Here is a 14,564-nt window from a genome sequence, read left to right on the forward strand (position 1 = left end):
ATCCTTCTCAGTCTTTGCAGGCCGGCTCACTCGATGAGCACGATCTGGTCGCAGGCCTTAGACAGGAACTCCGTGTCGTGGCTGACGACCGCCACCGTCTTCCCGCGAGACGCCTCTTCGCGCAAGATGAGCGCGAGGCGCTCCATGTTCCGGAAGTCCAGGCCGCTCGTGGGCTCGTCGAGGAGAAGCGCCTGCGCTCCCGATTCCGACGCGATGGCGCAGACGCACCGCTGCTTCTGCCCTCCCGAGAGCGATGCGGGATGGCGGTCGGCGACATCTCCCAGGCCGAACTCCTCCAGGACCGCTTCGAGACGAAGTTCGTCGACGTCGGAAGGAGACGGGGCCGCGGATGCCAACTCGTCGCGCACGCTCGGGCGAAAGAGCTGGTAGTCGGGGTCTTGCATGACCAGAAACGCATGATTGGGTCTTCTCTTGGGAGGGACTACCGAGCCTTGGAACCGGACATGCCCGAGCTCTTCTTTCTTGATCCCCGCCAGGCACTTGAGCAGGGTTGACTTGCCTGCCCCGTTTCGCCCGACCACGCCGACGACCCTCCCGGGGTCGAACGAGACGGTAATCCCCTCGAGGACCGGCACACCCCTCTCGTACCCCGCATAGATTCCCCTCGCCTCGACGGCGGGAAAGGCGGAGGCGGGACGGGAAAGGCGCTGCATCAGGTCGGCGAGCTTCGGCGGCTCGGAGGATCTGAGCCCGCAGGACTCTCGCTCCGCGTCGGACAGCCCCAGGAATCGCTGCGCGTCCCATTCGGCGGCGACGGAACCGCCTTCGAAGAGCAAGTACCGGTCGGCGACGCTCGCGAGGTAGGAGAGCCTGTGCTCGGCGATGATCACGGCAGACCCGCTCGACTTGGCTTTCGAGATGAAGGAGGCGAGCTTCTCCATGGAGGGAGGGTCCAGATTGCTCGAAGGCTCGTCGAGGACGTAGACGCTCGGCTTGCAGGCCCATGCGCTCGCGAAGGCCACCGATTGCATCTGGCCCCCGGAGAGCTCGAAGATGCCTCTGCCCATCAGGCACTCTATGCCGAGCTCGCGCACGACGTCGCGCACGCGCCTGTGCATCTCCTTCCTGGGAACGCCGAGGTTCTCCATGCCAAACGCAATCTCGCCGGTCGTGTCGAGGTTGAAGAACTGGGTGCGGGGATTCTGGAAAACGCTGCCCGTCAAAGACGAGAGCTCCCAATCCTCCAGGTCGTCGATGTCCCTGCTTGCTACAAGGATCTCCCCCGTCCGGCTGCCCTCGTAGAACCCTCCCGCCAGCCCGTTGACGATCCGGGTCGCGGTGGTCTTTCCGCAGCCAGACTCCCCGCAAAGAACGATGCATTCGCCCGGTGCGACGGCAAGGCTCACGTCGTCGACCGCCGGGGCATCGAACCCCGCATAGGTGAAGGAGACGCTTCTGAGCTCGACGGCGTTTTTCGTCACAGCAGGCCTCCGATCCCCTGATTGACCTTCACGGCTACGAGAAGCGAGCAGCAGATAACGAGGAACGCGAGCGACAGGAAATCGACCCGTCCGAACCGGGGCGCGTTGTAGGAGGTCTTCCTCCCGGGCCGGTCGATGCCGCGCGCAACCGCCGCAGCAGCGAGCTCGTCTGCGATCTTGGCGCAGCGCAGCATCACGGGCACGACCGCGGATTCGAACATCAGCGCCGGCTTCGAAACGAGATTCTTAAGCGAAAGGGCGAGCCCCCTCACCCTCATCGCGTCCGCTACGGCAGAAGACTCCTCCTTGAGCGTCGGAAAGAACCGCACCGCTATCACCAGCGGAACGACAACCGTCTTCGGCAGCCTCATCCCGTAGAGGGCGGCCGTGAGGTCGCCGATCTTGGTGGTAGTCGCGAAGACCGCCGCGAACAGGCAGATGGGCATGCAGGTGCGGCAGGCCAGGGCGAACGAGCCGAGGGCTCCGGCGGCGTTCGGCGGAAGCATCGTCGTGACCCAGAAGATGCCCATGAGAAAGAGATAGGCGAAAGAGAAAGAAGCCGCCATCCTTCCGCGCCCGATTGCGAAGGAGAGGAGGACGACGACGGCAAAGAGGACCGAGCCCAGAACGTAATCCTTCACGATAGCCCCGGTCGCTATGAGCACGACGAGCATGGCCACCTTCGTTCTGACATCGATGTCCTCCGCGAGTGTTTTCCGTGTTCTTCTTCGCAAAACCAGAGAGCCTTTCTTTTATCGCTATAATTGACAAAGAAATGTTAGCCTTGGTTAATATGAATCAGGTTGCACCTGGAGGGAAAAGTCCGAGCGCGCAAGAATTGCGTCCGAACGCGAATAAAAGGATCGGAAGATGTACGACAGGGAAACGATGTTCTCCCACGCCGCCCAAGCCGCGGCGGAGACCTTTGCGGCCTCGCTTGAGCCAATCGGCCTCGTCTTGGCGGACGGTTGGAACGGCGAGGGAGCCCTCTTCGAAGGCGACGGATGCCGATGCGAGGGGTGGTACTGGGCGTGGGAGGCGCGGCGGTTCTTCTCCGTCGTCTGCTGCGATTTCACTTTGAAAGAACCCCTGCCCTTCTGTTTCGATTCTGGCGGTTATTTCGCCGTCCGCCGCGAAAGACATGGCCTCATGCCGCAATCAAGCGTTTCCGCCTTTCTGGAAGCAAAGCCCAAGACAAGCTCGATCCTGCTTCCAAAAGAAGCGAGATTCTCTTACACGGAGATCGAGTACTACGACGAATACTGTCAAAGCGTCTTCGGGGAAAGAATCGACAAGGCGCTAAAACCGCTAGCGACCAGCCTGAAGGGTCTTAGGAACCAGGCTTCCTGGGATCCGGAAATAGCGGAGATGCTCGGCGAGATAACTCCAAGGGAGATCCCGGGGCCGGAAGCGAGCCTCCTGTATTCCGGAATCGCGAACTTGGTGATGGCAAGGCTGCTCAGGATGGGAGAGAGCCTGTGCGAGGGAGTGGCCGAGCAGGACCGCCTTTCGATCGCGAGAGCCGTATCGTACATCGAGAACAACCTAGGCGGTGCGATCAGGCAGAAGGATCTGCTCGAGGCCGCGAACATGGGGTCAACCAAATTCAAGAAGACATTCAAGCAGGTGACGGGATTGACAGTGACCGAGTTCGTCTCCTCGGAAAGAATCGAGCTGGCGAAAAGACTGCTCACCGACCATGATATGAGCATAGACGAGGTAGCGCATCGTTGCGGGTATGCACGAGCAACAAGCTTTTCCGCCCTCTTCGCGAAATCGGTCGGCATGCCCCCACGCAAGTGGAGATCGATCGCGAAGGTCGCTTTCGATGACGACCCGGAATCGAAATTACTGGGTGTTCTCGCAAGCGGGCGCTCCTGCGTCAGCGAGGCGGAATCTCATTCTTAGCTATCTTCGGAGACGTCGTGAGTTTGCCCTGAAATGACAGCGAAATCCTTCTGAAGAGCGAACTTGCCCCCTTTGAGTTTCGATCAGAATGATGCTTGGCAAGCCGACTCGAAATGAAGGGCATCAAGAACCCTTATCGTAGTCGCGTTCTCGATGGGTGTTTCATTCGAAAGAAAAGGATTCAATCGAACGGGGATAGCGGGTTTTCGCAGGCCGCGCACCAAATCCATCCTTCGTCGAAACTCAGGCGTAAAACTCACGAAATGGCAAAATGAAAAGAGCTGAGTTTGGGATGAGTTTTCTCTGAGAGAGGCTAACCGAATACAGCTGACAACGAGAAAAAACCACGGATAAAACGAGGACAAAATCGTAAAAATGAAACACTATTGTTTTATCGAGTGGGAGTAGGCTGACAGGGTTCTGACCTGCACTTTTGAGTGCCGCACTGTGCTCCTGAGTTTCGTTTCGTACGAGAGTTACGGCAAAGCCACCAGCGACATTGGTGAGTAAACTCGATTATCGAGCCTCCGTTCCCATGTTGGAACGGAGGCTTTTTCTTTGTCGTTTTACTCCCCTTCACCTGCGATTTCGCTATTTACTCCCCGTATTTCAAGATGGAAGCGTTTGATTGCGAGCCACGCCGGTGTGCGGGGCCTGAGTCGTCAGGCCCCGCACAGGGGGACAGCGATGGTGGCCACCGCGCCGCCCGAGGGGCTGTTGGCGAGCGAGACGGAGCCCCCGTGGGCGCTCGCGGCCTCGGAGACGGCGTGGAGGCCGAGCCCGTAGTGGCGGCCTCCGTCGCGCGAGGAGCGGGAGGAGTCGTCTGTGAAGAGGCGCTCGCAGCCGCGTTCGAGGGCGGCGGGAGAGAAGCCCGGTCCGTCGTCGGACACCTCGATGACGAGGTGGCCGCCCTCGACGTCGCAGGAGACCGCCACGCGCGAGCGCGCGTGCTCGGCGGCGTTGGCCACGAGGTTCGCGGCGGCTCGCGCCAGGGCGGTTCGGTCGAGCGGGGCCTCGGGCGCGCCCGCGACAGCAGGGCCCGTGGCCGCGTCGAGCGTCACGCCTCGCGCCCGGGCGATCTGGGCGGCCTCGGCGAGGACCTGCTCGCAGAGCTCGGCCGGCCGCATGGGGGCCCTCTCCGCCCCGCCGGACCCGCGCGAGGCCTCGATGAGCAGGCGCACGTAGCCGTCGAGCCTTTCGACACTGCCGGCTATGTCGCGCGCGGCGGCCGCGAGGTCGGCGTCTTTCTCGTCTTCCAGCTCCTCCGCCACGAAGTCGGCGTTGGCGCGCAGCACGGTGAGCGGCGTCTTGAGGTCGTGGGCGAGCGACGCCACCTGCTCGCGCTGCCCCCGCTCCGCGGCCCAGCGGGCCTCGAGCGACTCGGCGAGGGAGGTCCGCATGGCGTCCATCGCGGCGAGGACGTCGTTCACCTCGCGCACGTTAGTGCTGCCGACCGCGAAGTCGAGATCCCCCGCGCCGACGCGCCCCGCTGCCTCCGCGAGCGGCGCCATCTTGCGCGAGATCACGCGGCTCGCACGGCGCGCCACGAGCGCGAGCGCGAGCGCGCTTCCCGCAGCGGCGCCGACGAGCATGAGGTTCTGCGGGTTGGGAAGCAGGCCGGCGAGGTCGCGCGAGACCCACTGCGGCAGGTACTCGCTGACGAGTGCGCAGGCCCCGCCGCCCTTGAGCGGGAACGCGGCGTAGGTGAGGCCCGAGCCTCCGCCCTCGATCTCCACTGTGCCCGGATCCGCGGCGAGTGCCGCACGGGCCATTTCCGTCGCGTCCTCGAGCCGCGTGCCCTCGAGGTCTGTCATCAGCACGTATCCGTCCTTATTCAGGATGAGGTAGCGGTACGCCGTCGGCACGTCCTGCTGCCCGCAGACGCCGTCGCGTGCCAGGCCCTCCGCGACCTCGCGCGCATTGGCCGGCCCCCAGCTTGCCTCGTAGACGAAGCCCGCGTTGATCGCCGCGGAGAGCGCCATGAACGCGGCGAGCCACGCCGTGGCGACCGCCGCGAACGCGTAGGCGAAGTAGCGCGCGATGACGAAGGAGAGCGGCATGCCCCCGCGACCTCGCGCCCCGGTCCTCAGAGCTGCCACTTGTACCCCATCCCCCAGACGGTCGCGATCGGATCGGCGCCGGCCTCGGAGAGTTTCCTCCGGGCGCGGCTGACCTGCATGGATATGGCTGCGTCGTCGGCGTCGCTCTCCCAGCCGAGCACCGCCTCGCGTATCTGTGCGCGGCTCATGACCTGCCCGGGGTGGCGGGCGAGGTACTCGCAGATGGCGTACTCGGTGGGCGTGAGCGGCACGGCCTCGTCGCCCACGGCGAGGCCGCGCGCCCCGAGGTCGATCCGCACCTCCCCGAAGGAGAGGGCGTGCGAGCGCGGCCGGCGCTCACGGCGTAGATGGGCCGCGACCTTGGCGCGCAGCTCCGCGGCCCCGAAGGGCTTGCGGACGTAGTCGTCGGCGCCCAGGCCGTAGCCGGCCACGGCGTCCTCCTCGGCCACGCGCGCGGTCAGGAAGATGATGGGCCCGTCGAAGTCCGGGCGGATCTGCCGCACGAGCTCGAAGCCGTCGAGCCCCGGCATCATGACGTCGCAGAGCACGAGGTCGAAGCGCGAGAGGTCCATCTCCAGGACCGCCGTCGGGTCCGCTGCCTTGACGACCTCATGGCCGTCGCGGCCGAGGACGCGCGCGAGCGCGTCGAGGATCGCCCGTTCATCATCCACTGCCAGTATCCTCGCCATGTTCGACCTCCTGAAACTCCCGTCGGCATTGTACTTGCGCCGCGCTCAGCGGTCCAGAGCCCCGCGCGCAGCCGCGGGCGCGGGCGCCCACATGGCGATCTCAGGGTTGGGCAGCACGCGGTCGGCGATCGAGCGCAGCGCCGACCCCCAGCCGGCGACGAGCAGGGCATTCCCGCCCAGGACGAGCGCTGCGGAGAGGAGGGCGAACACGGCGGCGAGCGGCTTCCTACGCATCTGCCCTCCCGTCCTCGAAGCGGCAGAACCAGGCGATAAGGACGGCGGCGGTTGCCAGGGTGAGCACGAGGCCAGCGAGCGCAGTCGTGAGGAGAGGGCCCGCCGCGCGTGCGGCGTCGATGAAGGCCTCTACCCCGAGCGATCCCAGGCGCGCGGGCCAGGCGAGCGGCACCCAGCTCAGGGGCGTCGCCAGGGCACCGGTGAGCTCGCCGGTCATGAGGCCGTGCGCAAGTCCGCCCACTGAGAAGAACGCGAGGAGCATCCCCGCCGCGCCGGCGCCGATGACGGCGTTGCGGCCGAGGCGCAGGGCCACGCCGAGCTCCAGCGCGTAGAGGGGCAGGCTGCCCAGCACGATGCCCGCCCAGGCGGCCGCAAGCGGAGCGGGCCCGAGCGGCAGGCGCCCGGCGACGGCGAGCACGGCTCCGAACACGCCGAGCGCCACGGCCAGCGCGCCCGCGCCGAGCGCTGCAAGGGCGAGCAGCTTCGCCGCGACGGCGCGCCCGCGCGAGGGGACCGCCGTGAGGTTGGCGAGGCGTCCGGCAGCGCGCTCCTCGTCCACGGCGAGCCCGCAGACGATGGCGGACATGAGCGGCATGAGGGCGCCGAGGAACTGGGCGTAGGCGTCCGCGCCCAGCGCCGGGTCCCATCGGGTTACGGAGAAGTACTCGCCGCAGGCAAGACCGGCTGCCAGGCCGCAGACGAGGTGCACCGCCGTGAGCGGGGAGCGCGCCAGGCGCAGGGCCTCGGAGAGCAGGGCCCGCGGGAGAGTCATGCGCGGCGTCGGGTCGGAGAGTCGTGTCATGGCCATCACCTCTCCTCGGAGTGCGCGAACCAGGCCGCGCCCGCCGCCGTGAGCGCGGCGAACGCGAGCGCGCAGACCGCAAGGCCCGCCAGTGTGAGCATGCCGTCCGCCGTAAGCGCCCCGCCGAGCGCCATGTCCGCCGCGAGTGGCTCGCCGCTCGGCAGCACGGGGATGAAGCTCGTGGGGATGACCATGCTCGCCGACGGCGGAAAGAGCTGCGGCAGCGGCACCAGCGACCAGGCGAACCCGCCCACGAGCTGCGCGGCGAGCGGGCAGAAGATGCCCGCGAGCATGCCGAGTCGCGCCGTGAGGAAGAGCCCTGCGGGGATCATCCACGCCGCGGTCACCGTGTTGGCGAGCGCGCAGAGGAACATCGTGAGCGTGCCCGCGGCCGTGAGGCCCTGCGAGGAGAACGCCGAGCCCGCGAGGTAGATGCCGAAGACTACGAGGTTCGAGAGCGTGCAGAGCGCGAGGCACCAGAGCGCCTTGGCCCACCAGGCGCGCCCGAGCGGGAAGCCCAAGCCTAGAAGCCCCCGCATCCGCGTGCGCGCGTCCGCCCGCGCGACGCAAGCCACCACGAGCGAGAGAGCCACGGGCAGGAAGAGCGCGTACCAGTAGTTCCACGCGCTGAAGATCTGCACGCCCCGGTAGGGCATCGCGCCGAGCAGCGGCATCGGCAGCGCCATGAGCACGGCCAGGCGAACCGGTGCCGCGTGGCGCGACTTCAGGGCCTCAGCACGCAGGCCCGCGAGCAGGCCGCCTTTCTCGCCCGTCATGCCGCCACCTCCCCGCGCGCTCGTCGCCCCTCCCGGCAGACGCTCATGAAGAGTTCCTCGAGGTCCTGCCCGGGCCGAAGCGCATCCTCGTAGGCGAGGCGCCCCCCGTAGATGATGCCGATGGTGTCCGCCATCTGCTGCACCTCGGAGAGGATGTGGCTCGAGACGATCACCGTCGTGCCCGCCGCCGCGAAGCCGCGGATCTGGTCGCGCAGCTCCTCGATGCCGATGGGGTCGAGTCCGTTGGTGGGCTCGTCGAGCACGAGCAGGCGTGGCCGGGCAATCAGCGCCAGCGCGAGCCCCAGGCGCTGCCGCATGCCCATCGAGAAGCGCCCGGCGCGCTTCTTCCCGGTGTCCGCGAGGTCCACGGCGGCGAGCACCTCGTCTATGCGGCTCTCGGGAAGGCCCAGCAGCGTGGTGCGCACGCGCAGGTTCTCGCGCGCGGTGAGGTTGGGGTAGAGCGGCGCCTCCTCGATGAGGCTGCCGATTGCGTAGAGGTCCTCGCGGCGCCAGGCGTGCCCGGCAAAGAGGATCTCCCCGGCCGTCGGCCGCAGCATCCCGCAGATCATCTTGAGCGTTGTCGACTTGCCGGCGCCGTTGGGGCCGAGCAGCCCGTACACCTCGCCCTCGCGGATATGAAGGCTCACGTCGGCCACGGCGTCCTGCGCCTGGTCGCCGCGGCCGAAGCGCTTGGTGAGCCCGCGCGTCTCGAGCATGTAACCCATGGGCTTATCCTTTCTCTTCCGGGCGCGCGGGCCGAGTCGCCGTGCCCGCGCGCCTTACCTTTCGGGTTCAACATCCATGGTGGGGCGCGTTTCTAACGAAGCTGTAACGGCCGTTGGGCTCTTTTGGCGCCAGCCCTTCTCGACTCGTACGCCACTCATGGTATGTTTATCGCGATAACAAGGACGGAGGTGCTCGTGGCACGCAATAAGTACCCGGAGGAGACGGTCGAGAAGATTCTCGACGTTGCCGAGCGGCTCCTCGTGGAGCGCGGCTACGAGCACACCACGATGATCTGAAGAGCAATACGCTAAATCGAAAAAGGCAAACCCTGGAGACGTGATTTTCGCCATAACGAGCAAGAATATCGAAGATGTCTGCACACCATTGGCGTAGGAAGGGGAACAGCCAGTTGCAATCAGCGGACACTCTTGCGCGTATGCGACCGAAAGCATTATCCCGAGATACCTAGCATATTTAATCAGGGCTGCCAGTGGCAGCTTGAGGGTAATCTAAGGGTGGCGGTTCTGCCGCTGCCGTCCCGTGCTGATTCTGGCTTGCGAGGTGATTCTGCTATCCTGCGAGTTGAAAAAGGTTCCGTCCCGGCGACAAGAGCTCCCCTGCTCATCCGCGAACAGCGGATAGCCGAGGTGGTCGTTTGTTAGTAGTACTTTTTGAACGATAAAGTTACCGTGATAATCAAGCGGCTGACTGCCGTTGCCTAAGCAGTCTTGTCACATCGTTGCCGCAGTCCCCGGCGCAGTGCGCAGCTCCTGCCGAATCTTCCGAAAGCGTTCCGGGACTTCGGCAAGCTCCATCTTCTGCGGGGCATCGACCGTACCCGCTTCCTTCGCCGTTTCGTAATACCAGCACTTGTAATCCACCATCTCCATGGTGTGCTGCAATTCCGCCATCTGCTGTTTCAGAACTTCTTGTTGGCGTCGGAACATGGCAAGGCGCAAATCGATGGTGTCGTCTCCTTGCAGCGCCATCTCGATGTACTGCCGGATGTCCTTGATGGACATCCCGGCTTTCTTCATGCAGCCGATCACCTGCAGCCATTCGATATCCGATTCCCGGAACATGCGAATGCCACCGGAGGAGCGCTCCACGAAGGGCAGCAGCCCCTCCTTGTCGTAGTAGCGCAAGGTGGACGCCGCAACTCCCAGCAGCTTCGCCATCTCTCCCACCGTATAGACCATCTGAAAATCCCTCCGAATTATTCCAGAACTCCTTGACTTAAAGTTAACTTCAAGTTCTAGGATGCACATGAAGTTCAAAGGAAGCATGCTTCCAAACAGAATGTTTGTCAATCATAAGGAGGGGAATCGAACGTGAACAGGCCGTATGTTTTCTGCCACATGATGTGCGCTTTGGACGGAAAGATCATGGGCGGTTACATGGGAACGCCGCAGGGCAGAGCGGCGGGCGATACGTTCTACGACATCGCCTTCGGGAAAGAGCCCTTTTACCATCACCAGGGCTGGCTGTCCGGCAGGGTGACGACGGACGACAACTTCACCTTCTACAGGAAGCCGGACCTGGACGAAGATGCGCCGGCCGTTCCGGCAGGTGATTTCATCGCGCAGCCGGACTTCGGAATGTTCTATGTCTCCGTGGACCCCCACGGCAAACTGGGGTGGAAAAGCAGCACCCTGCGCTATGTGGACACCACCGCCCATGTCGTCGAGGTGCTGACAGAGCAGGTCGGCAACGCCTACAGGGCATTTTTGAGAAAGCTGGGAATCTCGTACATCATCGCGGGAGAAACGGAGCTGGATCACGGCCTGGCCCTTTCCAAGCTGAAAGAAAAAATCAGCATCGAGACCCTGATGCTGGGCGGTGGCGGCGTGCTGAACTGGTCGTTCCTGCAAGCGGGGATGTGCGATGAGATCAGCATCGTGTTGGCGGCGGCGGCAGACGGGAGCCCGGATACGCCGCCGGTTTTCCGAGCCGCAGAAGGCATTTCGGAGAGCAAGGCCCTTGGCTTCACGCTGAAAGAGGCGAAGGCCATGGACGGCGGGGCGGTCTGGCTGCGCTATGGCGTGAATCGATAATCCTAAGCAGGAGGTTTCAATTATGAGGTATGAACGAAAAGAGCAGTTCGAGAAGGTCAACGCATTCGGCACGGGAACGGCGAACACCGCCTATGCTCAGTACTTCACCGGCGATTCGTTCCTGAATCCGCTGACCGATCCGGAAGGCGGCCTGTTCGCCGCCAACGTGACCTTCGAGCCGGGATGCCGCAACAACTGGCATATCCACCATGCGGATAAAGGAGGCGGTCAGCTCCTGCTCTGCACGGCTGGCGAGGGCTGGTACCAGGAGGAAGGCAAGGCCGCCGTCAGCCTGCACGAGGGCAGCGTTGTGATGATCCCTGCCAACGTCAAGCACTGGCACGGAGCGAAGAAGGACAGCTGGTTCAGCCATATCGCCGTGGAGGTTCCCGGCGAGAATTGCGAGAACGAGTGGTGCGAGCCGGTATCCCATGAAGAGTACGCAAGGCTGTAGGGAGGAACGAAACATGGCAGTCAAGCAGACGGCAGGCAGAGATGCCCTGGGCGAATTCGCCCCGAAATTCGCGGAACTGAACGATGACGTGCTCTTCGGAGAGGTCTGGAGCCGAGAGGAGCAGCTCAGCCTCCGCGACCGCTCCCTCGTGACCGTCGTCGCGCTGATGGCTCAGGGGCTTACCGATGAGAGCTTCCGCTATCACCTGGCGGCGGCAAAGAAGAACGGTATTACAAAAGAAGAAATCGCGGAGGTCGTGACCCATGCAGCCTTCTACTGCGGCTGGCCCAAGGCGTGGGCGGTTTTCCGCATGGCAAAGGATATCTGGGGCGAGGAGTAGAACGATGATCTTGAATGAAACCTACCCGTTGGCAAACGGAGTTCAGGTTCCCAAGCTGGGACTGGGCACCTGGTTCATCGACGATGCCAAGGCGGCGGAAGCCGTTCGTGAGGCGGTAAAGCGGGGCTATCGCCTGATCGACACCGCACAGGCCTACGGAAACGAACGCGGCGTCGGCGAGGGTGTGCGCACCTGCGGCGTTCGCCGGGAAGAGCTTTTCGTCGCCAGCAAGATCGCAGCAGAGATGAAAACCTACGAGGATGCGGCGAAGTCCATCGATGAGACGCTAGAGAGGATGGGGCTCGACTACCTCGACCAGATGATCATCCACTCTCCCCAGCCGTGGAGCGAGTTCCGTGTGGAGAAGCGCTATTTCGAGGAGAACAAAGAGGTCTGGCGTGCGTTGGAGGATGCGCGGGCGGCGGGCAAGGTCAAGGTAATCGGCGTGTCCAACTTCCTGCAAGATGACCTTGAGAACCTCCTGAGCTCTTGCCGCGTGATGCCCATGGTCAATCAGATCCTCCTGCACATCACCAACACCGATTCGGCATTGGTGGACTTCTGCAAGGCGCAGGGCATTCAGGTGGAGGCATACTCTCCCATCGCCCACGGCGAGGCGCTGAAGAATCCGGCGATCGTTAAGATGGCAGAGAAGTACGGCATATCTGCCGCCCAGCTCTGCATCCGCTATGTCCTTCAGCTTGGAGCCGTCGCGCTTCCCAAGACGGCAGATCCCGCCCACATGGAAAGCAACGCAGACGTGGATTTCGCGATCTCCGAGGAAGACATGGAAACTCTCAAGAACATGGAGCGCATTGCCAGCTATGGTGAATTCAGCGCATTCCCCGTGTTCAGCGGAAAGCCTCTTGCATGAGGGGAAAGCGTGAAATGAAAACCTTGATTCTGTACTACTCCTACGGAGGCAACACGAAGCGCATCGCCGAGATGATCCAGAGGGAAATCGGCGGGGATATTGCTCGTATGGATACGGTTGTTCCCTACGATGGCGATTATGATGAAGTCGTCAATCAGGGGCAGCGTGAGACTGCCGAGGGTTATTGCCCGGAACTGAAGCCGCTGCACATTGGCTGGAGAGATTACGACACCATCATCCTGGGTTCTCCTGTCTGGTGGTACACCTTTGCGCCTGCCATGCGCAGTTTCCTGGAGCAGGCTGACCTGACCGGGAAGATCGTGTATCCGTTTGCCACCAATGGCGGCTGGCTGGGACACGCGCTGGAGGACTTTGAGGAAGCCTGCAAGGGCGCAATCGTGAAGCCGGGCCTCGATGTGCAGTTCGATGAATCCATGCTCCGTACTTCTGAGAAAGATATTCAGGCATGGATTAATACAATCCGTAGATAATCGATCTGCAGCTTTCGGCATCCGCCACAGAGCTGGCAAGGATTTGGGACAATCCCAAAAATGCAAACAGAGCGTTCCGACTTCCCGACGGAACGCTCTGTTTCCCTTCGTGCCTTTCTTCCTCGCCTTCACCGGGCGACCCGGGAGCTGGGGCTGGCAGTCACCTCTCTGCTCTTCGTTCACAACGTCCAGGGAAATCTCGCAGTCAACCGCCTGCTTGGTTGGAGGCGAGGGCCCGAGTTCGCCCACGCCCAGGAGCTGCTCAGCGCTTATTCCGAAGGGGGCATGCGGGCGGTATCGGCTCGTCACGATTCCCGTAGTTGATCTTGACTGTGGACTCCTTACAAGTCTTGCTCGAGATCGAGCGGAGACTGGGCCCTGCCGAATCGGAGCTATGGCGACCAAAAATGTTGCCAGAAGACGCCGTCGACACTGTTTGCGATGGGGTAGAGCTCGATGGCGGTTCGGCACAGTCTGTTTCGACGGTTTCGCGGGGCGTTGATGGCGTGAAGGCGGCCGTTGGAAAGAAACTCATTTCCGTGGGGAAGAAACTTCTCGGTGAGTAAAGCTCATCGGAGCGGGGATAGAGCTTTGTCTGCGGGGTACGAAATGCTGGCTAGTGGTTGCGACGCCTTGTTGCAGAAATGCCAACTGCTGCAACTACACCACCGGCAACACTCAGGGCGGTTGCCATCGCACTGTTGTCGCCCGTCACGGGTAGGGTGGTCCCGGCTGGTTTAACTGCCGTTACTGCCTTGGTGGAAACGGGATTTGCCGCGGGCTTTTCTGTCTTGGGCTGCGGTGCGGGCTCGGGCTTGGTTTCCGGTTCGGGTTTGACCTCTGGGATCGGCTTAACACTTGGATCGGGTTTGGAACCGCTCGTATCGGTTGCAATCAAGTGCACGTCACTGTCGAAGATGTAACGGATGTAGTAATCGTGCCGCGTCTCGTGCATAATCCCTTGCCCGCTGTCGAAGTCACGGTCAACGTGTGTGCCAAGGTGGGCTGAGCTGTTGAGGTTCAGCCTGTAAGGGATTTGGTCGTCGGCGTAACTGCCTGTAAAGACTACGGTTGCTCTAACGTGATTGTCGATCATGGTCAGGGCAATAGAGACGCTGGCCTCTTTGGGGTTCTCGGTTTTTATAAGGCCTTCGGTATCGGTGTCGATCTTGAAGAGAAGGACGGTGTCGTTAAGCCCGTAGATGAAGTCTTCGGGTTTGTCGGGGAAATCGTATACAAACGCCTCATTCTGGACCAACATAAAGGCAGGAGGGAGCTCCAGGTCATAGTTATGGTCGACAACGGTGGTAGCTGTGAGGCTGCCTTCCGCGTTGGCTTCGTCGCAGGTAATGGGTGCTGCGACATCGGTTTCGGGCATTTCTGTCGCCAGTGCTGTGCGGGGTAGCAAAAGCAGTCCTGCCACAAGAATGCTTACTCCGAAGGCGGCGACTCTGGCGCCTGCATGACGCTTGACGTCGCGGATAGACAGGCCAGTCCGTTTGTTATGGGTCTGCGGTGCAACATGCTGTCCATACATAAGACGCTCCTTATTCGTAGGCCGATTTCCGCGGATCTATATTGCGCCTGGCCGATGCGGCTAGGCTCTTTCACGCGAACGCTTATGCGAGCAGGGAGAAAGCTCAAGCTAATTTTCTCACAGTCGATACTTTGCGAGCAACGATTTGCTGTTCAATTCTCGGAGAGAGAATCAAGG

The 14,564-nt window shown here is 62.6% G+C and carries 17 protein-coding genes; 7 read left to right on the forward strand and 10 right to left on the reverse strand.

The genetic code is table 11. The annotated features are described in order from the left end of the window. Positions 1 to 26 precede the first annotated feature (26 nt). Complete coding sequence (locus tag AAAX75_RS01645; RefSeq protein WP_086414765.1) at positions 27 to 1,442, reverse strand: ABC transporter ATP-binding protein; 1,416 nt, start codon at positions 1,440 to 1,442, stop codon at positions 27 to 29. Then, on the reverse strand, positions 1,439 to 2,116 hold the full coding sequence (locus AAAX75_RS01650) for an energy-coupling factor transporter transmembrane component T (protein ID WP_015760584.1): 678 nt from the start codon (positions 2,114 to 2,116) through the stop codon (positions 1,439 to 1,441). The genes AAAX75_RS01645 and AAAX75_RS01650 overlap by 4 nt, the downstream gene beginning before the upstream one ends. A 196-nt stretch (positions 2,117 to 2,312) precedes the next feature. On the opposite strand from AAAX75_RS01650, the gene AAAX75_RS01655 reads away from it, so the two are divergent. Further along, positions 2,313 to 3,350 carry an AraC family transcriptional regulator gene (locus tag AAAX75_RS01655; protein ID WP_015760583.1) on the forward strand — a complete coding sequence of 346 codons (1,038 nt, stop codon included), beginning with the start codon at positions 2,313 to 2,315 and terminating at the stop codon, positions 3,348 to 3,350. Between the two features lie 662 nt (positions 3,351 to 4,012). On the opposite strand, the gene AAAX75_RS01660 is transcribed toward AAAX75_RS01655, so the two are convergent. Genes AAAX75_RS01660 through AAAX75_RS01685 form a run of 6 tightly spaced genes read right to left on the reverse strand, consistent with a single transcriptional unit; the run spans position 4,013 to position 8,636 of the window. Continuing rightward, entirely contained in the window at positions 4,013 to 5,410 is a 1,398-nt protein-coding gene (locus tag AAAX75_RS01660; protein ID WP_349090863.1) for a HAMP domain-containing sensor histidine kinase, read from the reverse strand. A 26-nt stretch (positions 5,411 to 5,436) separates the two neighbouring features. After that, on the reverse strand, positions 5,437 to 6,099 hold the full coding sequence (locus AAAX75_RS01665; protein WP_227789913.1) for a response regulator transcription factor: 663 nt from the start codon (positions 6,097 to 6,099) through the stop codon (positions 5,437 to 5,439). A gap of 45 nt (positions 6,100 to 6,144) precedes the next feature. Then, on the reverse strand, positions 6,145 to 6,333 hold the full coding sequence (locus tag AAAX75_RS01670) for a hypothetical protein (RefSeq protein WP_349090864.1): 189 nt from the start codon (positions 6,331 to 6,333) through the stop codon (positions 6,145 to 6,147). After that, positions 6,326 to 7,141: a lantibiotic ABC transporter permease gene (locus tag AAAX75_RS01675; protein ID WP_349090865.1), complete on the reverse strand. Its 816-nt coding sequence runs from the start codon at positions 7,139 to 7,141 to the stop codon at positions 6,326 to 6,328. Before AAAX75_RS01675 ends, AAAX75_RS01670 begins: the two co-directional genes overlap by 8 nt. Next, positions 7,141 to 7,911, reverse strand: coding sequence for a hypothetical protein (locus AAAX75_RS01680; protein WP_349090866.1), 771 nt, complete (start codon positions 7,909 to 7,911; stop codon positions 7,141 to 7,143). The genes AAAX75_RS01675 and AAAX75_RS01680 overlap by 1 nt, the downstream gene beginning before the upstream one ends. Beyond that, a complete protein-coding gene (locus AAAX75_RS01685; protein ID WP_138374932.1) occupies positions 7,908 to 8,636 on the reverse strand; it encodes a lantibiotic protection ABC transporter ATP-binding protein in 729 nt (242 codons plus the stop codon). Before AAAX75_RS01685 ends, AAAX75_RS01680 begins: the two co-directional genes overlap by 4 nt. Before the next feature lie 195 nt (positions 8,637 to 8,831). On the opposite strand from AAAX75_RS01685, the gene AAAX75_RS01690 reads away from it, so the two are divergent. Beyond that, positions 8,832 to 8,933 (forward strand): TetR/AcrR family transcriptional regulator, encoded by a 102-nt coding sequence (locus tag AAAX75_RS01690; RefSeq protein ID WP_218565035.1) that lies wholly within the window; start codon positions 8,832 to 8,834, stop codon positions 8,931 to 8,933. Positions 8,934 to 9,368: 435 nt separating this feature from the next. Here the strand turns inward: AAAX75_RS01690 and AAAX75_RS01695 are convergent, their stop codons facing one another. After that, positions 9,369 to 9,836, reverse strand: coding sequence for a MerR family transcriptional regulator (locus AAAX75_RS01695; protein WP_349090867.1), 468 nt, complete (start codon positions 9,834 to 9,836; stop codon positions 9,369 to 9,371). Between the two features lie 132 nt (positions 9,837 to 9,968). Here AAAX75_RS01695 and AAAX75_RS01700 point away from each other — a divergent pair, with 132 nt between their 5' ends. Genes AAAX75_RS01700 through AAAX75_RS01720 form a run of 5 tightly spaced genes read left to right on the forward strand, consistent with a single transcriptional unit; the run spans position 9,969 to position 12,850 of the window. Next, on the forward strand, positions 9,969 to 10,691 hold the full coding sequence (locus AAAX75_RS01700) for a dihydrofolate reductase family protein (protein WP_349090868.1): 723 nt from the start codon (positions 9,969 to 9,971) through the stop codon (positions 10,689 to 10,691). 22 nt (positions 10,692 to 10,713) lie between these two features. Next, on the forward strand, positions 10,714 to 11,145 hold the full coding sequence (locus AAAX75_RS01705) for a cupin domain-containing protein (protein WP_152068645.1): 432 nt from the start codon (positions 10,714 to 10,716) through the stop codon (positions 11,143 to 11,145). A 13-nt stretch (positions 11,146 to 11,158) separates the two neighbouring features. Then, on the forward strand, positions 11,159 to 11,485 hold the full coding sequence (locus AAAX75_RS01710; RefSeq protein ID WP_349090869.1) for a carboxymuconolactone decarboxylase family protein: 327 nt from the start codon (positions 11,159 to 11,161) through the stop codon (positions 11,483 to 11,485). 4 nt (positions 11,486 to 11,489) lie between these two features. Next, positions 11,490 to 12,359 (forward strand): aldo/keto reductase, encoded by an 870-nt coding sequence (locus tag AAAX75_RS01715; protein WP_349090870.1) that lies wholly within the window; start codon positions 11,490 to 11,492, stop codon positions 12,357 to 12,359. A gap of 14 nt (positions 12,360 to 12,373) precedes the next feature. After that, positions 12,374 to 12,850: a flavodoxin gene (locus tag AAAX75_RS01720; protein WP_349090871.1), complete on the forward strand. Its 477-nt coding sequence runs from the start codon at positions 12,374 to 12,376 to the stop codon at positions 12,848 to 12,850. Between the two features lie 616 nt (positions 12,851 to 13,466). Here the strand turns inward: AAAX75_RS01720 and AAAX75_RS01725 are convergent. Beyond that, positions 13,467 to 14,387 carry a hypothetical protein gene (locus AAAX75_RS01725; RefSeq protein ID WP_349090872.1) on the reverse strand — a complete coding sequence of 307 codons (921 nt, stop codon included), beginning with the start codon at positions 14,385 to 14,387 and terminating at the stop codon, positions 13,467 to 13,469. Positions 14,388 to 14,564: the final 177 nt, after the last annotated feature.

It is taken from the genome of Collinsella sp. CLA-ER-H7 (assembly GCF_040092345.1).
Lineage (GTDB): Bacteria > Actinomycetota > Coriobacteriia > Coriobacteriales > Coriobacteriaceae > Collinsella.

Bases quoted from the DNA above. Each gene is read 5' to 3' on its own strand.
- AAAX75_RS01675 (WP_349090865.1), bottom strand. From the start codon at position 7,141: ATGGCCATGACACGACTCTCCGACCCGACGCCGCGCATGACTCTCCCG.
- AAAX75_RS01660 (WP_349090863.1), bottom strand. From the start codon at position 5,410: ATGCCGCTCTCCTTCGTCATCGCGCGCTACTTCGCCTACGCGTTCGCG.
- AAAX75_RS01705 (WP_152068645.1), top strand. From the start codon at position 10,714: ATGAGGTATGAACGAAAAGAGCAGTTCGAGAAGGTCAACGCATTCGGC.
- AAAX75_RS01665 (WP_227789913.1), bottom strand. From the start codon at position 6,099: ATGGCGAGGATACTGGCAGTGGATGATGAACGGGCGATCCTCGACGCG.
- AAAX75_RS01680 (WP_349090866.1), bottom strand. From the start codon at position 7,911: ATGACGGGCGAGAAAGGCGGCCTGCTCGCGGGCCTGCGTGCTGAGGCC.
- AAAX75_RS01685 (WP_138374932.1), bottom strand. From the start codon at position 8,636: ATGGGTTACATGCTCGAGACGCGCGGGCTCACCAAGCGCTTCGGCCGC.
- AAAX75_RS01655 (WP_015760583.1), top strand. From the start codon at position 2,313: ATGTACGACAGGGAAACGATGTTCTCCCACGCCGCCCAAGCCGCGGCG.
- AAAX75_RS01695 (WP_349090867.1), bottom strand. From the start codon at position 9,836: ATGGTCTATACGGTGGGAGAGATGGCGAAGCTGCTGGGAGTTGCGGCG.
- AAAX75_RS01720 (WP_349090871.1), top strand. From the start codon at position 12,374: ATGAAAACCTTGATTCTGTACTACTCCTACGGAGGCAACACGAAGCGC.
- AAAX75_RS01650 (WP_015760584.1), bottom strand. From the start codon at position 2,116: ATGCTCGTCGTGCTCATAGCGACCGGGGCTATCGTGAAGGATTACGTT.
- AAAX75_RS01715 (WP_349090870.1), top strand. From the start codon at position 11,490: ATGATCTTGAATGAAACCTACCCGTTGGCAAACGGAGTTCAGGTTCCC.
- AAAX75_RS01710 (WP_349090869.1), top strand. From the start codon at position 11,159: ATGGCAGTCAAGCAGACGGCAGGCAGAGATGCCCTGGGCGAATTCGCC.
- AAAX75_RS01670 (WP_349090864.1), bottom strand. From the start codon at position 6,333: ATGCGTAGGAAGCCGCTCGCCGCCGTGTTCGCCCTCCTCTCCGCAGCG.
- AAAX75_RS01725 (WP_349090872.1), bottom strand. From the start codon at position 14,387: ATGTATGGACAGCATGTTGCACCGCAGACCCATAACAAACGGACTGGC.